This window comes from Nonomuraea sp. NPDC003560 (assembly GCF_042878785.1).
Classification (GTDB): Bacteria; Actinomycetota; Actinomycetes; order Streptosporangiales; family Streptosporangiaceae; genus Nonomuraea.
Genome location: NZ_JBIAOF010000002.1, coordinates 180,571 through 201,641, shown reverse-complemented (window position 1 = coordinate 201,641; position 21,071 = coordinate 180,571). Strand labels below are relative to the sequence as shown.

At 73.6% G+C, this 21,071-nt stretch carries 9 protein-coding genes; 4 read left to right on the top strand and 5 right to left on the bottom strand.

Going from position 1 to position 21,071, the window contains the following annotated elements; all coding sequences use genetic code 11:
* Positions 1 to 80 precede the first annotated feature (80 nt).
* From ACFYUV_RS06405 to ACFYUV_RS06390, 4 genes are read left to right on the top strand one after another with little or no spacing between them, the layout of a single operon-like run.
* Entirely contained in the window at positions 81 to 1,385 is a 1,305-nt protein-coding gene (locus ACFYUV_RS06405) for a cation:proton antiporter (protein WP_387665632.1), read from the top strand.
* Positions 1,386 to 1,397: 12 nt separating this feature from the next.
* The gene (locus ACFYUV_RS06400) at positions 1,398 to 2,540 is read left to right on the top strand and encodes an acyl-CoA dehydrogenase family protein (RefSeq protein ID WP_387665629.1); all 1,143 of its coding nucleotides are present in this window, start codon (positions 1,398 to 1,400) and stop codon (positions 2,538 to 2,540) included.
* On the top strand, positions 2,537 to 4,018 hold the full coding sequence (locus ACFYUV_RS06395; protein WP_387665627.1) for an AMP-binding protein: 1,482 nt from the start codon (positions 2,537 to 2,539) through the stop codon (positions 4,016 to 4,018). The genes ACFYUV_RS06400 and ACFYUV_RS06395 overlap by 4 nt, the downstream gene beginning before the upstream one ends.
* Positions 4,015 to 4,605, top strand: a complete 591-nt coding sequence (locus tag ACFYUV_RS06390) for a flavin reductase family protein (protein ID WP_387665624.1) — start codon at positions 4,015 to 4,017, stop codon at positions 4,603 to 4,605. Before ACFYUV_RS06395 ends, ACFYUV_RS06390 begins: the two co-directional genes overlap by 4 nt.
* A gap of 137 nt (positions 4,606 to 4,742) precedes the next feature.
* On the opposite strand, the gene ACFYUV_RS06385 is transcribed toward ACFYUV_RS06390, so the two are convergent.
* The 5 genes from ACFYUV_RS06385 to ACFYUV_RS06365 are packed head-to-tail and all read right to left on the bottom strand — an operon-like array spanning position 4,743 to position 20,942.
* Entirely contained in the window at positions 4,743 to 6,377 is a 1,635-nt protein-coding gene (locus tag ACFYUV_RS06385) for an NAD(P)/FAD-dependent oxidoreductase (RefSeq protein ID WP_387665621.1), read from the bottom strand.
* 19 nt (positions 6,378 to 6,396) lie between these two features.
* Entirely contained in the window at positions 6,397 to 8,064 is a 1,668-nt protein-coding gene (locus ACFYUV_RS06380; protein WP_387665618.1) for an NAD(P)/FAD-dependent oxidoreductase, read from the bottom strand.
* A gap of 31 nt (positions 8,065 to 8,095) precedes the next feature.
* Positions 8,096 to 9,757, bottom strand: coding sequence for an NAD(P)/FAD-dependent oxidoreductase (locus ACFYUV_RS06375; protein ID WP_387665616.1), 1,662 nt, complete (start codon positions 9,755 to 9,757; stop codon positions 8,096 to 8,098).
* Entirely contained in the window at positions 9,754 to 14,922 is a 5,169-nt protein-coding gene (locus tag ACFYUV_RS06370; protein ID WP_387665613.1) for a type I polyketide synthase, read from the bottom strand. Before ACFYUV_RS06370 ends, ACFYUV_RS06375 begins: the two co-directional genes overlap by 4 nt.
* Complete coding sequence (locus tag ACFYUV_RS06365) at positions 14,919 to 20,942, bottom strand: type I polyketide synthase (RefSeq protein ID WP_387665610.1); 6,024 nt, start codon at positions 20,940 to 20,942, stop codon at positions 14,919 to 14,921. Before ACFYUV_RS06365 ends, ACFYUV_RS06370 begins: the two co-directional genes overlap by 4 nt.
* Positions 20,943 to 21,071: the final 129 nt, after the last annotated feature.

Here is a 21,071-nt window from a genome sequence, read left to right as displayed (position 1 = left end):
GACCGGATCTCAAGCGCGATTGCGGACAGTGGCCCCCGAGGCGCCGAACGGCCTCACCTCCCCAACGCCCTGGAGTAGCCGTGCCGAAGGAAAACGCCGAATGGCAGATCATGACGACTGTCGCGGGCATCGGAGTGATCCTGCTGGTCGCGACCATGGTCGTCGTCGTCGTCCGATCAGTGCGGCAGCCGGCGGTGATCGGCGAGATCCTGGCGGGCGTCATCCTGGGGCCCAGTGTGCTGGGGCTGTTCCCCGGGGACCTGACCGGGCTCCTCTTCCCCGCCGAGCTGCGGCCGCAGTTGTCGGTCGTGGCGCAGATCGGGGTCCTGCTCTTCCTGTTCGTCGTCGGCTGGGAGTTCACCCCCGCCACCATCCGCGGCCACCGGCGCAGCACGGGCCTGATCTGGCTGTCGTCGATCGTGACCCCGATGCTGCTCGGCGTGGCGATGGCCTGGCTGCTGTACCCGCGCTACGGCGTCGTGGACGGCCGCCAGGTGGGGCTGCTCGGCTTCACGCTCTACCTCAGCGTGGCCATGTCCGTGACGGCCTTCCCGGTGCTGGCCAGGATCATCTCCGAGTACCGGCTGCAGAGCAGCCGGGTAGGCGTGCTCGCCCTCGCGCTGGCCGCCGCCGACGACGTGTTCGCCTGGTGCGTGCTGGCCGCGGTCGTCGCCCTGGTCACCACCAGCGGCTCGGCGGCGCTCATCTCGGTACTGGCCTGGTCGGTGATCTACGTCGTGGCCATGTTCTGGGTGGTGCGGCCGCTGCTGGCCTGGGCGTTCCAGCGGATGAGCGCGGCCCAGCCGTGGCCGGTCATGGTCACCGCCGCGGGGGTCCTGCTGTCGGCCTACGTGACCTCGGTGATCGGCATCCACGCCATCTTCGGGGCCTTCATGTTCGGTCTGGTGATGCCGCGCTCCCTGGCGCCCGCGCTGCGCGCGGCGGTGCAGGTCCCGCTCGAACGCGTCGGCCAGCTGCTGATGCCGGTCTTCTTCGTGGTCACCGGGCTCTCGGTCGACCTGACGACGATCACCGGGATGACGCTGCTGATCACCGTCGGCATCGTGGTGGCGGCCTGCCTGGGCAAGCTGGGCGGGGTCACCGTGGCCGCCCGGCTCAGCGGGCTCAGCCCCAGCGGCTCACTGGTGCTGGGCCTGCTGATGAACACCCGGGGCCTGACCGAGCTCGTGGTGCTCAACGTCGGTCTCGGGCTGGGCCTGCTCAGCACCGAGCTGTTCAGCGCCATGGTCGTCATGGCCGTGGTCACCACGGCGATGGCCGCCCCGTTGCTCTCCCTGACCCTGCGGTCCTCGGCCGCCGTGTCGTCCCGGCCGGATCTGCGTCAGGACGCCGGTCCGGCGGCGCCGGCCCTGCCCACCCACTGATGGAGACGAGAGATGGTGGACTTCGGTTGGAACGCCGAGCAATCGGCCCGCTACGAGCACCTGCTGACCCGGCTGCGCCAGGTGTGCAAGGACTCGCACACCGAGCACCCCCTGGGGGGCCGGCGACGGCACTGGCGCTGCCTCGGGGAGCTGGGCGTGCTCGGCTCCTGCGTGCCCGCCGAGCACGGCGGGCAGGGGCTCGGTGCGCTCGACACGGCCCGGGTGTTCGAGGCGGCCGGGCGGGGCTGCCGCCACACCGGGCTGGTGTTCGGCGCGAGTGCGCACCTGTTCGCCTGCACGATGCCGATCGCCGAGTTCGGCGGGCCCGGCCTGCGCGCCGGGTTCCTGCCGCGCCTGTGCTCGGGCGAGGCGATCGCCGGCAACGCCATGACCGAGACCGAGGCCGGGTCGGACGTCTCGCGCCTGGCCACGAGCGCCCGCCGGGCGCCGGGCGGCTGGGTGCTCAACGGGAAGAAGTCGTTCGTCAGCAACGGGCCCGTCGCCGACGTGCTGCTCGCCTACGCCACCACCGACCCGCGGGCCGGCTACCTCGGGCAGACCGCCTTCGTTGTGGACGCCGGCTCCCCGGGCGTCCGGCTCGGCCCGACGATGGCGAAGATGGGCCTGGACGACTGCGTGGCCTGCGCGGTCCACTTCGAGGACTGCTTCGTCCCCGACGAGCGGGTGCTGGGCGAGCCGGGGCAGGGCGGCCCGATCTTCCAGCGCTCCATGGAATGGGAGCGGGCCTGCCTGTTCGCTGGTTACCTGGGGCTCGCCGACCGCCTGCTGGACCGGGTCAAGGAGCACGCCCGCGCCCGGCGGCAGTACGGCGCGCCCATCTCGCGGCTGCAGGCCGTCTCCCACCGCATAGCGGACATGGCCACCCAGGTCGAGAGCGCCCGCCTGCTGCTGTACCGCGCGTGCTGGCAACTGGATCGGGGCGAGCCGGCGGACCTGGCGATCGCCATGTCCAAGTTGGCCGTCTCCGAAGGGGTGCTGCACAGCGCCCTGGACGCCGTGAGGCTCTTCGGGGCCCGCGGCTACCTGTCCGAGGACGGCATCGAGGCGGCGCTCCGCGACACCGTGCCCGCAGTGATCTTCTCCGGCACCTCCGACATCCAGCGACAGCTCATCGCGAGGGAACTCCACCTGTGAAACTCCATCGGCTGCTCATCGAAAGCGCGCGGCGCACGCCTGAGGCCGTCGCCGTGCACGACCACGACGGCCCGGTGACCTACCGCGCCCTGGACGAACTGTCCGATCTCTACCTGTCCGCCCTGCGCCGGCGCGGCGTCAGCCGGGGCGATCGCGTCGTCATCTGGACCGGCAAGCACGTCCAGGCGATCGCGGTGATGCAGGCGGTGCTGCGCCTGGGCGCCGTCTACGTCCCGGTCGCCGGCGCCAACCCGGCGGCCCGGGTCGCCAGGATCGTCCGCGACGCCGCGCCCGCGCTGGTCGTCACCGACGAGGACGCTCCCGGACGGCTTCCCGCCGGGCACGGCCTGCCGCTCGTCCCCTGGCCGGAGCTGGTCGCCGGCGGCGACGCCGACGCCGACGCCGGCGGCGGCCGGGGCGGGCTCTCCGCAGGGGGCGACGATCCCGCCTACATCCTTTACACCTCAGGCTCGACCGGCACGCCCAAGGGGGTGTGCCTGAGCCACCGCAACGCGCTCGCGTTCGTCGAGTGGGCGGTGCGGGAAGTCCGGGTGGGGGCCGGTGACCGGCTCTCCAACCATGCGCCGTTCAACTTCGATCTGTCGGTTTTCGATCTGTATGCCGCTTTCGCGACAGGGGCCTCGGTCCACCTCGTACCTCCGGCGAGCGCCTACGCCCCGCACCAGCTCACGGACTTCCTCCACGAGCGCGCCATCACCGTCTGGTACTCCGTCCCCTCCGTCCTGACCCTGATGTGCCGCGAGGGGGGCCTGCTGGACCGGGAGCCGCCGCCGGGGTTGCGCGCCTGCGTCTTCGCCGGAGAGCCGTTCCCCCTGCAGCACGTGCGGGCGCTGCGCAAACACTGGCCCGGCGTCCGGCTGCTCAACTGGTACGGGCCGACGGAGACCAACGTCTGCACCTCCTACGAGGTGAGCGACGCGGACCTGGACCGCGACCGGCCGCTGCCCATCGGGCGCGCCTGCGCCGGGGACACGGTCACGCTGTCGTCCCCGGACGACGACGGAGTCGGGGAGATCGTCGTCGAGGGGCCGACCGTGATGCTGGGCTACTGGGGCGGCGAGAGGTTGACGGGCCCCTATCGGACGGGCGACTTCGGCCGTCTGGACGCCGACGGCGAGCTGAATTACGTCGGGCGGCGCGACCACCTGGTCAAGGTCCGCGGCAACCGGGTCGAGCTGGGCGAGATCGAGACGGCCCTGGGAGGGCTCGGCTCCGTCGCCGAGGTCGCCGTGCTGGCCGCCGGGGAGGGGGATCACGCGCGCCTGTACGCGTTCGTCGTCCCTGCGCCCGGCCGGCGCCCCTCCCTGTTGGAGGTCAAGCGTCACTGCGCGGGGCTGCTGCCCCCCTACATGAACGTCGACCGCCTGCGGCTGCTGGAGACGCTGCCCAGGACCCCGAACGGGAAGACCGATCGAGCTCTGCTGCTGGCCATGACGGAGGAGGGCGGCCCTCGATGAGCGGATGGGAGATGTTGCCGATGGCCCTGGCGGGACCCGAGCCGTGCGCGACGCACGTGTTCCCGATGAACGGCGCCACCCAGGAGCGCGCCGAGGAGCGATTGCCGTCGGTGGACGCCGACACCTTCCGCACGGTCATGGGCTCCTTCGCCAGCGGCGTCTGCGTGGTCACCACCACCGGCGGCGACGGATCACCGCGCGGGTTCACCTGCTCGGCGGTGTGCAGCGTGTCCGCCGACCCGCCGCTGCTGCTGTCGTGCGTGAGCAACAAGAGCGGCACGCTCACCGCCGTGCTGGCCAGGGGCAGGTTCGCGGTGAACATGCTGGACCATCGGGCCAGGCGGGTCTCCCAGGTCTTCGCCTCCCCGGTCCCGGACAAGTTCGACCGGGTGCGCTGGGACCGCGGCCCGGTCAGCGGGATGCCGGTGCTGGCCGACGTCGTCGCCTACGCCGAGTGCGAGCTGGAGCGGGCGGTGACCACGGGCGACCACACGCTGCTGGTGGGCCGGCTGGTCGGCGGAAACCTGCGGTCCCACCGCCACCCCCTGGCCTACTGGCGCGGCGGGTACGCCGAAGTCCTGCGCTGAGGTCCTGCGCTGAGGTCCTGCGCTGAGGTCCTGCGCCGGGCCAGGCGAAAGACGCCGGGCCGGCTCCCTCGGGCAGGGAGCCGGCCCGGCGCGTTTCCGTGCCCTTTTCAGTGCATCGCGTTTCAGTGCATCGCGTTTCAGTGCATCGCGGGAGGCGGCACGTTGGTGAGGTTCTCCTTGGTCATCATCGTCCGGAACTCGGCGGGCGCCACGGTCTTCGACCACAACAGCATGCGCAGCCGTCGCGCCGTGGAGAAGTGGTAGTAACGGGCGTCCGGATCGGCGAACCGGTAGACCGGCGGCACGAACGGCGCCCGGCGCAGCAGTGTGAACAGGCGGCCGGCGCAGGCGCTCGCCGAGCTCGTGCCGGCCTCGACCTCGGCCAGCTCTCCGAGCGCCCGGTCCAGCAGCCCGGGCAGCCCGTCAGGCGGGCGGAACCAGAACGCGTCGTCCCCGAAGCGCTCCACCTCCTCCCAGCGCCCCAGCGCCAGGCACCGGTTGCGGGCGCTCTTGAGCGACAGGGCCGAGAGCATCGACCACAGCAGCCACACCCGCGAGTAGGCGTTCCACAGCCGGAAGTCGGTGGTGGCGGTGCGGGCGCCGGCGAGCAGCCGGTCGTTGAAGTCGACCAGCCGCTCCTGGAACAGCGCCGCGCGCCGCAGCGCCGGTGTCGACCAGTCGTCGCGCCGCGCCGCCTCGACCAGCGCCGGCGCCAGCGCGTGGACCATCTCGGCCGTCATGGTGACGTCGCGTGACAGGAACAGGTCGTTGCGGCTGAAGGTGCGATCGAACAGGAACCACCCCTCGCCGAACGCCGGTCCCGCCGTGCGCTGCCAGACCCGGGCGGCGGTCCACGGCCGGGCGGCGACGGCGTCCTTGAACGAGCGGGCCAGGGTGGGGAAGCGGCGCACCAGCTCGCGGAATGCCTGCTCGGGCTCGCCCGGCAGGTCCGCGTACCGCCCCGGGTCCAGGCTGAGCACCACGCTGGTCAACGGGTTGACCGGGTCCTCGCCGTTGCCGAAGTGGGCCAGCTGGAGCCACCCGCCGGGGAACAGGTGGCTGATCGTGCCCATGGACCAGTCGGTGGCGCTGACGTAGTCCGCCTGCCGCACGCACTGCTCGAACGGCCGCACCCCGTACATGTGCGTGGCCAGCACCCGCGACCGGGAGCGCAGTTTCGGCGCCGCGTCCTCGGCCCCCAGCCGTCGTACCAGCGGGGAGCCCGCGCCGCTGCCGTCCACGACGAACCGGGCGCGGTGCAGGGAGCCGTCGGCCAGCAGCACGTCGGCGCCGCCGGCGCCGACGCGCACGTCCGCGACCGCGGGACGGTGCGGCACGACCACCGCGCCGTAGCGCCGGGCGATCGTCCAGGCGTGCTGGTCGACGTGCGGGCGATACAGGTGCCACTCGGCGTGCTCGCCCGGGACGTTGAACTGCACGGCCTGTTCGGGGACCTGCTGGCGGCCCTCGCTGTGGTGCAGGAAGCCCAGGCTGCGTTTGATCCCGCTGGAGCGCCGGATCTCCGACGGCAGCGCGCTGGTCAGCCCGAAGGCGGCGAGCTCGGGGATGTCGAAGCGGCGGGCGAGAGTGAAGAAGACCTCCGCCGTGTACGGCACCGTCGTCTCCCCGGCGAACTCCTCCTGGCCGGGGGCGGCGTCCACGAGGAGGACGCGCACTCCCTGCTTGGCCAGGATCGCCGCGAGCACGGCGCAGCCCAGGTGGGTGCCGAGGACGGCGACGTCGAATGGGGTGCTGGGAGTTTCCACGGTCATCGCGAGTTGCCTCCGGTGGTCAGAACAGCTTGCGTCCCTTGAGGAAGCGGGACTTCAACGCCGCCTTCCCGGTCTCGATCATGAGCGTGCCCAGCTCGGGGTCGGCCTCGGTCTTCGCCCAGCGCGCCATTTTGAAGAACGTCTTGGGGCCGGGGCTGATGAAACGCACGTCCCGCTCGGCGAAGCCGAAGTGCTTGGGCCAGAAGTCGGCGCGGTGCATCTGGTCGTACAGGTCGTCGGCCGCCTCGCGCGGGCTGAGGTGGCCGGCCTCGACCGCGTCCACCTGTTCGACCATGCTGTCGTAGGCCTTGGCGAAGCCGTCGTTGAAGCCCCAGTAGTGCCCGAGGTGCGGCGCCTTCTCCAGTTCCCTGAAGTGCTTGTCGTCGCCGTCCTGCGCGAACCGGCTGAGCGCACGCTGGATCTGGTAGCAGCCGGCGTTCGCGCCCCAGGCCCAGAAGCGGAACACCGCGGTCCACAGGTCGTACTCGCGCCAGGAGATGAAGGCGGCGTTGACCAGCGAGTCGTTGTAGTCGAACAGCTTCTGCTGCAGGCGCTCGACGAACGCGAAGCGCTCGGCGGAGAAGTCGTCCTCCTTGATCGCGGCCAGCAGCCGCCAGGCCAGCGCGTGCACCGCCTCGGCGGTGTTCGACAGGCCGCGGGAGAACAGCGGGTCGATGAAGCCGGCCGCGTGCGAGAGCAGGAACCAGCGGTCGCCGGCGCAGCGGCTGGAGGAGTACTGCAGCCGCGGCGTGGACACCCACTCGCGCACCGCCTTGGCCCCCTCGAACTGCCGGGCGATGTCGGGGTAGGGCGCGGCGAGCGCGTAGAAGTCCTCCTCGGGGGTCAGGTGCTCGGGCTTGGGATAGGTCCGGGGGTCGACGGTCATGCCCACGCTGCACAGCGGGTTGGTCGACCACTTGTTGTTGTCGAAGGCGATCACCCACGCCCAGCCACGCTCGAACATGTGGTGGACGGTGCCCTCGTACCAGGGGAACGGCGGCCGGTTCTCCTTGCCGTGCCGGAACAGGTCGTCGGTCGGAGTGACGTCGAGCATGTGGTTCCAGACCGAGCGCGAATGGTGCTTGAGCCGGCACGGGTTCTCCCGCAGGCCGAACTTGTCCGCCACCGGGGAACGGAAGCCGCTGGCGTCCACCAGGTAGCGGGCCCGGTACTGCGCGTCCGGGCCGGTGACGGTGACGCCGGAGTCGTCGAAGTCGATCTGCTCGACCCGGAAATTCTGCCTCGCCCGGCAGCCGTACTTGATCGCGACGTGGAACAGGTAGGCGTCGGTGTCCTGGCGGAAGTAGTGTGCGGCCTCGTTGAGCAGGTTCTTCGGCGTGTTGAACTCGTTGGTCTCGCGCGGGTTCTGCGGCTGACCCTCATGGTGCAGCAGGAACCCGAAGTGCCGCTTCACGCCGAACCGCTCCCCGAGCGTCTTCCTGGTCTGCGTGAAGGTGGCCAGCGCCTTGATCTCCGGGACGTCGTAGCGGTCGGCCAGGGCGCGCAGGTAGAGCAGGGTGTAGGGGATCGTGGACTCCCCTACCGCGAACCTGGGGTGCGAGGCGGCGTCCACCAGGAGGACCTTCGCGCCGTGCCGGGCCAGGATCGCGCCCAGCAACGTGCCGGCGATGCCCGATCCCAGGATCGCGACGTCGTAGAAGGTCTTCTCCATGCTGCTGTTTCTCATCGTGGCGATTCCTCTTCTCGGTGGGCGGACGTCAGTGGCGAGGGCTGAGCCGGGTGCGGACCACGCCCGCGATGGCCCCGCGGATGACCGCGCCGATGTGCGGCGGGGCCTGGGTCCTGCCCCAGCGGGCGGCGGCCAGCATCTTGGGCGGCGTGGCGTGGAAGAAGTGGTTGGCCGGGTCACCGAGGTTGAAGACCGGCGGGATGTAGTCGGCGTCCTCGATGTGGTGGAAGACCTTGGCGGCGGCGGCCGACGGGCTCAGCGAGCCGTTCTCCACGGCCAGGCACAGCTCGCGGGTGAGCGGGCCGAACCGGTTGAACTGGTCGCTGATGGGGAACGGGGAGCCAGGATGGTCGCTCTGCTCCAGCTCGCGGAAGAGGCCGTCGTCGCCGGTGCGCAGGAACGCGGTGTGGGCGTTCTCCAGGACCAGCGTGCCCAGCACGGTGCCGATCTTCCAGGTGCGGTAGACGGCGTTCCACAGCTCGTAGTCCCTGAACCCGACGAAGGAGCTGTAGACCAGGTCGTCATGGACGTCGAAGAGGCCCTGCTGCAGCGTCTCGACGTAGGAGAAGCGCTCGGTGGACCAGTCGTCCTCGCGGGCGGCCGCGATCAGCCGCCAGGCCAGGGCGTTGACCACGTCCAGGGTGTTGGTGAGCCCGCGCGAGTACAGGGCGTCGATGAAGCCGGCCGCGTGCGAGGTGAGGCAGAAGCGGTCGCCGACCAGGCGCTTGGCGGAGTACTGCAGCCGGCCGGTCGACACCCACGGGCGGGTGGCGACGGCGTCGGTGAACTGCCAGGCGATCTCGGGGAAGCGCTTGAGGAAGCCGTCGAACTCCCGCTGGGGGTCCGGCTCCTCCTGGGGGAAGCGCCGGGGGTCGAGCGTGAGCCCCACGCTGCACAGCGGGTTGGTCGAGCCGGGGTGGTTGTCGAAGGGGATGACCCAGAGCCAGCCGCCGTCGAAGACGTGGTGGAGCGTGCCGTTGTGCCAGGGGCTGGGCTGGCGGTGCAGCGCTGCCGCCGGGGCCGCGTCGAACGGGCGCACCCCGATCATGTGGGTGAACAGGCTGCGGGAGTGGTGGCGGGCGCGGGTGGGGTTCTCGCGCAGGTCGAAGCGGTCGGCCAGCGGCGAGCGGAAGCCGCCGGCGTCCACCACGTACTTGGCGCGGAAGCGTTCCCCGCCCGCCGCGCGCAGCTCGACCCCGGCGTCGGGGTCGATGTCCACCTCCTCGATACGGGTGCCGGGCCGGGGGTGGGCGCCGTGGCGGACGGCGACGGCGAACAGGTAGGCGTCGGTGTCCTGGCGGTAGAGGTGGGACTCGGTGCGCAGGGCGGTGGGAATCTTGAGCTGGTTGATCTCCTCCGGGTTCTGCGGGCGCCCTTCGCGATGGTAGACGAACCCAAAGTTCTGCTTAATACCGGAATTTCGCGAAATATGACGTTGTATGCCCTTGAAGCTGGCTAATGCCCCGATCTCCGGCACGCGGTAGCGGTCGGCGATGATCCGCGTCATGGCGGAGGTGTAGGGAATGGTCGACTCCCCCACCGCGAATCGCGGATGGGTGCCCTGATCGACCAGCAGCACCTCCACCCCGTTGCGGGCCAGGACGGCGGCGAGCATCGAGCCCGCCATCCCGCTGCCCAGGATCGCCACGTCGTACTGGCCGGACGTCTTGCCGCGCCTGGTCCCTGTCACCTGTCGTCACTCCCAACCTCGGTAGCGGACACATCGAACGCGTGGTGCTGTGCCGCCTGCCGGAGCAGGAGCGTGTCCCACTCGGCGGCGTCGGTGGCGAAGAAGTCCTTGGCCGGGCAGTCGATCCGCAGGTCTCGCCGCACCCGCTTGATCAGCTCCATCACCATCAGCGAGTCGATGCCCAGGTCGAGCAGGCGGAACTCGGTGTCGAGCCGCGACCGCTCCAGGCCGAGGATCTGCGCGAGCTGGTCACGCAGGTAGCCGGAGACGACGGCCGGCCGCTCGTCCGGCGGGCAGCCGCGCAGCTCCTCCAGCACCGGTGCCGCCTCGCCCGCCGGCTCCTCGGCCGCCCGGGCCGCCTCGACCTGCTCCAGCACGGGCTTGGGGCCGCGGATCTCCAGCGTCGCCTTGTAGGTGGGCCAGTCCGCCGCGCACACCACCGGCTGGACCCGGTCCGCCCCCAGCAAGGCGCCCAGCAGCCGGAGCCCCTGCCCGGCGGGCAGCGCCCGCAGCCCGCTGGCGGCCAGAAACGAGCGGACGTCCGCCCCGTACAGCTTGGACGGCAGCTCCCACTGCCCCCAGTCCACGCTCAGACCGGGCAACCCGCGCGCGCGGCGGTCCTGGGCCAGGCCGTCGAGAAAGGCGTTGGCGGCGGCGTAACCGGCCAGGTAGAGAGAGCCCCAGGCGGCAGCTATGGAGGAGAAGCCGAGAAAGAAGTCCAGCTCCGACTCCCGGGTGGCGCGGTGCAGCGCCCACCCGCCCAGCACCTTGGGCCGCCAGACCGCCGCGTAGCCCGCCCGGTCCACCTCGGCGAGAACCTGGGGTCTGGACACGCCGGCCGCGTGGACCACGCCGCGCAGCGGCACGCCGCCGGCCTCCAGGCGGGCCACGGCCGCGCGGACCGCGGCGGCGTCGGCCACGTCCGCCGCCTCGACGGTGACCTCGGCGCCGAGCGCCTCCAGCGCTCGCACCACGGCGATCCGCTCGGTCTGCGCCGCCGTCAGGCCAGGGTCGTCCCAGCGCTCCCGCTCCGGCAGCGCCGTCCGGCCGAGCAGCACCAGCCGCCGAGCGCCGTGCCCGGCCAGCCATCGGGCCACCGTGACGCCGATTCCGCCGAACGCCCCGGTGACCAGGTAGGCCCCGTCGGCGCGGATGGGCGGCGCCGCCTGGAGCCGCTCGGCCGGCAAGGGTCGCCGGACCAGCCGGCACACCAGCGCCCGGGCCTCACGCAGGGCGATCTGGTCCTCCGCGCTGTGCACGAGTGCGTCGAGCAGGCGCCCGGTCCCGTCGGCCGGTCCGGCCGGGTCCAGGTCCACGGCGCCGCCCCACAAGCCCGGATGTTCCAGCGCGATCACCCGGCCCAGCCCCCATAGCCCGGCGGCCGCCGCCCGGTGCTGCCGCCGGCCGGGGGCGGCGGGCACCGCGCCGCGCGTGACCAGGTGCACGGTGACGCCCGGCCGCTCGCGCAGCGCCTGGACGACCTCGACGGCCAGCAGCTCGGCTTGGTCGCGGAAGGCCACCAGCGCGTCCTCGTCGGCCTCGTCCAGGTCGGGCGCGTCGAGCCCGGTGAGGACGACGACCCGGTGCGGCCGCGCCTCGGCGAGCAGCCCCGCCACGCCCACCCCGGGCGCGTGGCGGACCAGCCGCGGGTGTCCGCCTTGCTCGCGCACCTGCTCGGCCAGCCGCTCCGCGACGCCGTGGCCGTCGCGGAACAGGAGCCAGCGCTCGCCGTCGAGGCCGCCCGCCGCGGGCAGGGGCGCCTCCTGCCAGTCCAGCTCGAACACCAGCTCGGCAGGGTCGCGCCAGCGCGCGGCGGCCTGTTCGCCCGGCTGCGCCGTCCGCAGCCCGGTGACCCGGCCGCTCACGCGGCCGCCGGGGGTGCGGAACTCGGCCTCGGCGCTCCGCCTGCGTACTCGCACGCTCGCCACGGGCGGGCCCGGGTCCCAGGCCAGTGTCTCGAATCCGGCCGGCGTGGCCGTCTCCGCGCCGCTCAGCGCCACGGCGGCGGCCACCAGCGGATGACGCTCACCGGCCGGCACCACCACGTCTTCGTCGCCGTCGATCCCGTCGCTCTCCCTGACCGCCCCGCCGTGGAGCACGCCGCGCGCGTGCAGGCGCCAGGGGGCCGACGCCGCCGCCTCGCCGTCGTCGCGGCCCCTCACGGTGAACGCGGCCGGGCCGTCGCCGTCCCGCTCGACCGTGACCTGAAGGGTCTGACCGGCGGCCACCGGCTCGGCCAGCTCCACAGCGGCGGCCCGGTGCCAAACGCCGCCGAACGCATCCGCCGCGGCCTGCCTGGCCAGCTCGACCAGCCGCTCCAGCCCCGCCTCGGCGTCCGCGGCGACCTCATAGGTGGGGAGCGCGACCGGCAGCCGGACGCCGGGGCCCGATGCGCCGGGCCGCCCGCGCATGACCGGGGCGCCCGGCTCCACCTCCGTGAACCAGTGCCGCGTCCGGTCCCACACGTGGGTGGGCAGCGGCACCCGATCGAACCCGGCTCCCCCGTGGACGGCGGCCCAGTCCACCGCGACGCCCCGCAGGTGCAGGGCGCCCAGCGCGGCGATCGTGCGCCGCCGTCCGTCATGGTTCTTGCGCAGGGACGGCAGCCAGAGGCAGCCGGGATCGTCCAGGGCCCGGGCGCCGAGGCCGAGCAGCACCGGCTGCGGGCCGATCTCCAGGAAGGTGCGCAGGCCGTCGCGGTGCAGCCGGCGGATCCCGTCGTGGAAGCGGACCGGCGCGAGCGCGTGCCGCACCCAGTACTCCGGGTCGCGCTGCTCCTCACCCCACTCGTCGCCGGTCACGTTCGACAGCAGCCGGATCTCCGGTTCGTGATGCCTGACGCCTCTGGCCACCGCGCGCAGGTCGTCCAGCATCGGCTTCAGCAGCGGCGAGTGGAAGGCGTGGGACACCTTCAGCAGGCGGTGCTTGACGCCCTCGGCCGCCAGCGCGTCGGTGATCCGGGCGACCTCGCGGGCCGGGCCCGCGATGACGGTGTCGGCGGGGCCGTTGATTGCCGCCACCGAGACCAGCTCCTCGAACCCCTGGATCGCCCGCAGCGCCCGCTCCTCGTCGCAGACCAGGGTCGCCATGACGCCACCCGCGGGCAGGGCCTGCATGAGCCGGCCGCGGGCGGCGACGAGCTCGACCGCGTCGGGCAGACTGAGCACCCCGGCCACGCAAGCCGCGGTGATCTCCCCGACGCTGTGCCCCATGACGACGGCGGGCCGCACCCCCCAGGACATCCACAGCCGCGACAGCGCGTACTCGACGGCGAACAGCGCCGGCTGGGTGTTGCCGGTCAGGTGGATCGGGGAGCCCGCGTCGTCCGGCAGGTCGAGCAGCGCGGCCAACGGCTGGTCGAGCAGCGGGTCCATCAGCTCGGCGACGCGCTCGATCGCCTCCCGGTAGGCCGGCTCGGCGCGCAGATCCTCGCCCATGCGCCCGTACTGCGCGCCCTGGCCGGTGAACAGCCAGGCCAGGCCGCGGTTGCGGTGCGGCGCGAGCGCAACGCCCGTCCAGCCGTCGTCGTGCTCGCCGCGGCCGAACGTCTCCAGCGCCCGCGCCAGCTCCGCGGACGAGTCGCCGACGACGGCCAGCCCCTTGGCCATCCTGCCGCGCCCGCTCTGGCTGGTGCGGCAGACGTCCTCGATCGACCCGGCGCCCGGCGTCCTGAGCCAGGAGGCGTACGCCTTGGCCAGCTCGCGCAGGCTGCCCTCGGTGCGCGCCGACAGCGTCAGCACGCCGTGCTCGCGCCGTGGCCCGGACGCCTGGGCGGGCACCGGACGCGGCGGCGGCTCGGTGACCACGGCGTGGGCGTTGGTCCCGCTGGCGCCGAAGCTGCTGATCCCGCCCGCGCGCACGCCGCCGCGCACCGGCCACGGCCGTCCCTCGTCGGCGACGCGGACGTGCAGCCCTGACCAGTCCACGTTCGGGTTGGGGTCGGTGAAGTGCAGATGCGGCGGGATCTCCCGGTGGTGCAGGGACAGCACCACCTTGAGCAGCCCGGCGACGCCCGCGGCGGCCTCCAGGTGGCCGATGTTCGTCTTGACCGAGCCGACCAGGAGCGGGGCGGCTCGGCTGTGCGCCTGCCCGATGACCGCCTGCAGCGCGCGCAGCTCGATCGGGTCGCCGAGCGCGGTTCCCGTGCCGTGGGCCTCCACGTAGTCGATGTCGGCCGGGGTCAGGCCGGCCTGCTTGAGCGCGTCCCTGATGACGGCCTGCTGGGAGGCCGGATTGGGCACCGTCATGCCGCTGCTGCGCCCGTCGTGCGCGACGGCGGTGCCGCGGACGACCGCCAGTACGTGGTCACGGTCCCGCTCTGCGTCGGAGAGCCGCTTGAGCACCACGATGCCGGCGCCCTCGCCGCGCCCGTACCCGTCGGCGGCGGCGTCGAAGGTCTTGCACCGCCCGTCGGGCGCCAGCCCGCGGAACTTGCTGAGCAGCACGAACGAGTACGGGCTGAGCATGAGGTTGACGCCGCCCGCCAGCGCCATGTCGCACTCGCCGAGCCGCAGCGCCTGGCAGGCGTCGTGCAGCGCCACCAGGGACGACGAGCAGGCGGTGTCCACGACCTGGCTCGGCCCCATCAGCCCGAGGACGAACGAGATCCGGCCGGCGGTGAAGCTGGGCTCGCCCATGAGCTGGTAGGCGTCCACGTCGGCGGGGTCGCCGCGCTCCTGCCGCAGCCGGACGTAGTCGGTGGTGCTCACCCCGAGGAACACGCCGGTGGCGCTGCCGGTGAGGGAGTCCGGCGCGTACCCCGCGTGCTCAAGGGCCTCCCAGGCGACCTCCAGGGCGAGCCGCTGCTGGGGGTCCATGCCGATGGCCTCGCGCGGGGAGATGCCGAAGACCTCGGGCTCGAACCGGTCCACCTGGTCGACGAAACAGCCGTGGCGCACGTAGGTGGTGCCGGGCCGGTCGGGGTCGGGGTCGTACCAGGCCGCCAGGTCGGCGCGGCCGGCGGGGAACTCGCTCACCGCGTCGGTTCCGTCGCTCAGCAGCTTCCAGAACGAGTCGGGCCCGTCGACGCCGCCGGGCAGGCGGCAGCCCGCCCCGACGACGGCGATCGGCTCCGGCGCGGACCCGCCTGCGGCGAGCCTGCCCTCCAGCTGTTCGATCACCCGCAACGCCTCGATGAGCCGGGCGCGAAGGTCGGCCTGTGTCATTCGTCGCTTCCCTTCGACGAGATCGGGTAGTGACCCGAGTCAACGTGCGGCTGCTCAAAGATGGCTTGAACCCCCGCGACCGGGGCCTCGGCCGATCGCAGCCGGGCCGAGGAGCCGGCGAGCACGTCCGCGACCCGGGCGGCGAGCGCGTCGTCGCTCAGCGCGGCGAGCTCGTCCACGGCCTCGTCCACGGTGTCGTCCACGGCCGGTGCCTCGTCCAGGCCGGCGACGATGAACTGGGCGAAGGAGCGGGGGGTGGGGCATTCGAAGAGGACGGTGTTGGGCAGGTCGATGCCGAGCGCCGCCTCGGTGGCGAGCTTGAGCCGCAGCGACAGGACCGAGTCCATGCCCATGTCGAAGAAGCCCTGGTCAGGATCGATGTCGTCGGCCCCGCCGAGCACCTCGGCGACCAGGTCGAGCAGCGGTGGCAGCAGCGCCTCCACCCGCGCCGGCGCGGGCGTGGCCCGGATGCGGCGCAGCAGCGCGGTCTCCACGGGCGGCCCCGGCTCCGATCCGCTGCCGGGCGGCCCGTCTGCACGCGGCCCGGCGGCCGGCGGCGGTGGCGTCTCGACGGCCTCCACCCAGTGCCGCGTGCGCTGCCACGGGTAGGCGGGCAGGGAGAGCACCCGCGGACGGGCAGGAGCCAGCCGCCTCCACTCAAGGCGCGCCCCCCGCACGTGCAGGGCGGCCAGCACATCGAGCGCCTCCGCCCCGCCGTCGGCCCCGACCCCACCGTCGGCTCCGGTGGCGGTTGGGGCTCCTGGATGGGCTGCCTCGCCGGTCAGCCTGACCGCGCACCCGTGCTCACCGAGGTCGAGCACCAGCTCGAACCCGGCGGCGGCGGCCAGGTCGGGGAAGGAGGCGACGCCGCCGGCGCGCGGCGGCGTCCCCTCGGCGAACGCCCGGGCCAGCTCCGCGACGGTGAGCTCACCGGCCGCGAAGGCCGCCAGGTAGGGACCGACGTCCGGAGGCGCAGCCACGGCGGCGGGCACCACGCCCAGCGCCCGCCACAGGCGAACGGCCGCCACGTGCCGAGCCAGCACCTCGATTCCCGCCGGCGACTCCGCCCCGGTCCCCGGCGCCGTCCCCGGCGCTGTCCCCGGCGCTGTCCCCGGCACGTTTCCGGGGGCGGTTCGCGGCGGGTTTCCGGAGGCGGTTCGCGGCGCGGCCACGGTGCGTAGTTCGGTCTCGGTGCGCTCCAGGATGCGCGTCGCGTCGATGCCCGGCAGCCCCCGCGTGACCTCGGCGAACCACTGCCGGCTCGGCGGGCTGGCACGGTGGTGGAACAGGACGGGGCGCTCCTCCCCCGCGGGCACGTGGCCGCGGTGCGGCCCCGCGCCCAGCGCCTCGGCCAGCTCCCGGACGGTCCGTCCCACCACGGCGATCCGGTGCTCGTGGTGGATCCGCCGGGCGACGGAGGTCCAGCACAGGTCCGCGCGGTCCGCCTCCGGCGTGGCGGCCAGCCGCTCGCGCAGCCGCGAGACGGCCTCCTCCAGCGCGGGCGCCGTCCGGGCCGAGACCGCCAGCAGCGCCGGGCCGGTCCCGGCGGCCGTGGACCTCTCGCCGGCGGGCGGCGGCTCCTGGACGAGGACATGGGCATTCGTACCGGTGAACCCGAAGGCGCTCACCCCGGCGACGCGCGTGCCGGACGCCCTCGGCCAGGGCACCCGCTCGGTGGTGACGCGCAACGGGAGCCGGTCCCAGGCGAGCTGCCGCGTCGGCACCTCGCAGTGCAGGTGGGCGGGGATCACCTCGCGGTCGAAGGTGAGCAGGACCTTGATCAGGCCGATGACCCCGGCGGCGGCCTCCAGATGACCGATGTTGGTCTTGACCGACCCGACGAGCAGCGACCGTTCCGCGGTGCCCTCCGGGCGGAGCGCGGCGGCCAGGGCCCGCAGTTCGATGGCGTCGCCGAGCCTGGTTCCGGTGCCGTGCGCCTCCACGTAGCCGACGTCCGCGGCCCGCAGCCCCGCCTGGCGCAGCGCATCGCCGATGACCTCCTCCTGGGCGGCACCGCTGGGCACGGTCAGTCCACCGCTGGCGCCGTCCTGGTTGACCGCGCTGCCGCGGATGAGGCCGAACACGCGGTCGCCGTCGCGCAGCGCGTCGGACAGGCGCTTCAGCACGACCACCCCCGCGCCCTCGCCCCGGCCGTAGCCGTCGGCGGCGTCGTCGAACGTCTTGCACCTGCCGTCCCTGGACAGCGCGCCGCCGGCCGACATGGCACGGAAGATCGTCGGCGTGGCCATCACGTTCGCCCCGCCCGCGACGGCGACCCGGCTCTCGCCCAGCCGCAGGCTCTGGCAGGCCAGGTGCACCGCGGTGAGCGAGGAGGAGCAGGCGGTGTCGACGGCCAGGCTCGGCCCGCGCAGCCCCAGCAGGTACGACAGCCGCCCGGCCGCCCCGGAGAAGGAGTTGCCGGTCCCGTAGTACAGGTCGACCTCGGCGCCGCCGCCCAGCAGGAGCTGCTGGTAGTCGGTGGAGTTGAGGCCGACGAACACCCCCGTGCGGCTGTCGCGCAGCTCTCGCAGGGTGAGGCCGGCGTGTTCGAGTGCCTCCCAGGCGGTCTCCAGGAAAAGCCGCTGCTGCGGGTCCATGCTGCGCGCCTCCCGGGCCGAGACCCGGAAGAAGCCGTGGTCGAAGCCGTCCACCGCGTCGAGGAAGCCGCCGCGCGTGGTGGCGACGGCTCCCTCGGCGAACAGGCGCTCGGCGTCCCAGCGCCCGGGCGGGACGGGGCCGGTCGCGTCCCGGCCGTCGCTCAGCAGGGACCAGAAGGCGTCGCTGTCCTGCGCGCCGGGGACCCGGCAGGCGAACCCGACGACCGCGACGGGGTCATCACCGGTCCACGCCCCATCCGCCGCCTGTGACGCCGTTCCGGACGCGACACCCGACGCGCCGCCCGACGGGCCGGACGTGGTCCTCGCCGTAGCGGTCCGCGGTCCCGCCACCGCGGCGCTCTCCCGTTCCGGTGCCGACGTGGCGGTCGCCGGTTGCGTCGCCGATCGCGACAGGTGCTCGGTCAGCGCGGCGAGGGTGGCGTGGGAGAGTACGTCGGCGGCGTCCAGCGGCCGGCCCGTCACCCGGGTCAGCCCTTCGGCGAGCTCCGCCGCGCCGACCGAGTCGAGTCCCAGCTCGGCCAGCCCGCGCCGTTCGGGGAAGCGCGTGCCTTCGGGGTGGCCGAGCACCCGCGCGAGCAACGCGTGCGCGGCGGCCCGCACGTCCGCCGCCTGTGACGCCGTTCCGGACGCGGCACCGGAGGCCGCCTCGGGGACGGCCTCGGGCCCGGCCACCGGCGCCGTCCCGGAGGCGACACCGGACGGTCCGGGTCCTGGGCCCGCCAGGGCGGGAGAGGGCGCGGACTGCGTTCCCCGCTCCACCCCCGCCAGCCAGTGACGATCGTCGGCCCAGCGCGGCGGCGGCAGGCTCACCGCGCGGACCGGCCCGTTCCAGACCCGGGCCCAGTCGACGGCCACGCCCGCGACGTGCAGCCGTGCCCGCGACCGGGCCAGCATCGCGGGGCCGCTCTCGCCGCGCACCAGCGAGCCCACCACGATCCCGCGCCGGCCGCGTCTGGCCAGCGCGTCGCGGACCGGGCGGGACAGCACCGGATGCGCCCCGATCTCCACGAACGCGGCGTCACGCTCGGCCAGCAGACGATCGATCGCGGGCCAGAACAGAACGGGCCGGCACAGGTTGCGCTCCCAGTACTCGGCGTCCGGCACGCCACCCGACGTCCCCGGATCGACCGTGGACAGGAAGGGGATCGCCGGCGCGGACGCGGCCAGGTCGGCCGTCGCCTGCCTGAGCCGCCGGCCGTAGGGCCGCATCAGAGGCCCGTGCGAGGGGTACTCGACCGACAGGGCGACGGCCCCGACCTTCTCCCGCTGCCAGTCGCGCACGGCCCGTGCGACGTCCTCGGCCGGGCCGCTGACGACGACCGAGCGCGGGCCGTTCACCGCCGCGACCGACACCTCCGGGGCGCGCCGGGCCAGCCACTCCCGGGCGGCGTCGGCGCCCAGGTCGACCGAGGCCATGGCGCCGCTCCCCTTGGCCTGCTCCAGCACCGTGCTGCGCTCGACGATCAGCCGCGCGGCCACCGGCAGCGACAGCGCCCCGGCCACGCACGCCGCCGCGATCTCGCCCATGCTGTGCCCGACGACCGCCGCCGGCCGCACTCCCCAGGAGCTCCACAGCCCGGCCAGGGCGAGCTGGAGCGCGAACAGCGCCGGTTGTCCGGTCGCGGTCGCCTGCAACCGGGCGGGGTCCGGGTCGCGTAGCACGTCCACCACCGACCAGCCGCTGTGCGCGCGTAGTTCGGCGTCGCACTCGTCGAGGATGTCGCGGAAGACGGGATTGTCGTCGTAGACGTCCATGCCGGCCCTCGGCCATTGCGCGCCGTGCCCGGAGAAGGCGTACACCACGGGGGCCTCGGCGAGCCGCGCCGCGCCGGTCATCACCGCGCTGTTCTTGCCGCCGCCGCGGAAGTCCGTCAGCCCGCCGCGCACCTGCGCCGCGTCGGCCCCGACGACGGCCAGCCGGTGCTCGCGGTGGGTACGGCGGGCCGCGGCGGCCGCGGCCGTCCCGTCCAGATCGGCGTCGTCGCGCAGCAGGTCCAGGTAGTCGCCCGCGAGCTCGCGCAGCCCTTCGGCGGTGGAGGCCGAGATCAGCAGCGTCACCGGGCCGGCGGGCGCGGACGGCGACGCCGGCTCGGCGGGGCTCGCCGCGCCGACGACGACGTGCACGTTCGTCCCCGACAGGCCGAAGGAGCTGACGCCCGCCACCCCGGGCCCGCGCAGCGGGACGTTCTCCTTGGGCACCTCAAGCCCGCTGTCGGCCCAGTCGATCATCGGGGTCGGGGTGTCGAAGTGGATCTGCCGCGGCACGACGCGGTGCTGGACCACCAGCAGGGCCTTCAGCAGGCCGGCCACGCCCGCGGTCGCGTCCAGATGCCCGAAGTTGGCCTTGAGCGAGCCGACGAGCAGCCGGTCCCCGGCGGCCCTGCCGCTGCCCAGGACGGCGGCCAGGGCCGACAGTTCCAGCGGATCGCCCAGGGGCGTGCCGGTGCCGTGCGCCTCCACAAAGCCCGGCACGCCGGCGTCCACGCCGGCCGAGGCCAGCGCGGCGCGCAGGAGGTCCTGCTGGGCCACCGCGCTCGGCACGGTCAGGCCCGCGCTGCGCCCGTCGTGGTTGACGGCACTGCCGAGGATGACGCCGTAGATCTGGTCGTGGTCACGCACCGCGTCGGCGTACCGCTTGAGCACCACGACCGCGCACCCCTCGCCGCGGACGATGCCGTCGCCCCGCGCGTCGAACGGCCGGCACCGCCCGCTCGGCGAGAACGCCTGGACCTTGCTCATGAAGATCGACAGCTCCGGCGTCAGCAGCGCGTTGACGCCGCCGGCCAGCGCGGTGTCCACCTCACCGTCGCGCAGAGCGCGGCAGGCCAGATGGACGGCGGTCAGCGAGGAGGAGCAGGCGGTGTTGACCGTCATGCACGGCCCGCGCAGGCCGAAGACGTAGGCGATCCGGCCGGCCGCGAAGCTGAACTCCTTGCCGGTGGCGAAGTGCGGCCCGATCGCCGCGGCGCCTGCGGTCTTGGTGTGCAGCAGGAGGTAGTCGGAGCCGAGCATTCCCAGGTGGACGCTGGTCCGGCTGCCCTCCCACCGCTGCATCGGCACGCCGGCGTCCTCCATCGCCTCGGCGGTCACCTCCAGCAACATCCGCTGCTGCGGGTCCATCTCGGCCGCCTCGCGCGGGGAGATGCCGAAGAAGGCGGCGTCGAACCTGTCGATGTCCGGCAGGAAACCGCCCTGGTCGGAGGTGATCGCGCCCGGCCGTCCGCGATCGGCGTGGTGGAAGCCACTTCCCCAGCGGTCGGCGGGCACCCGCTGCAGGACGTCCTTCCCGTCGCGGAGCGCGCGCCAGAACGCCTGCGGCGTCCGCACCCCGCCGGGGAAGCGGCATCCGACTCCGACCACCGCGACGTCATCGGGTCTCGGCTGCGTCGCGTATCCGGGCATCCGGGCTCCTCTCCGACCGGCGGGCTTCCGGCCGAGTCAGGGATGTTCTTATGCTGAAAGGGAGTGCGCAGATGTCGTTGACCGTCTCCCAGGCCGCTAGGGCGAGACTTGAACGCGCGGCGGCCGTGG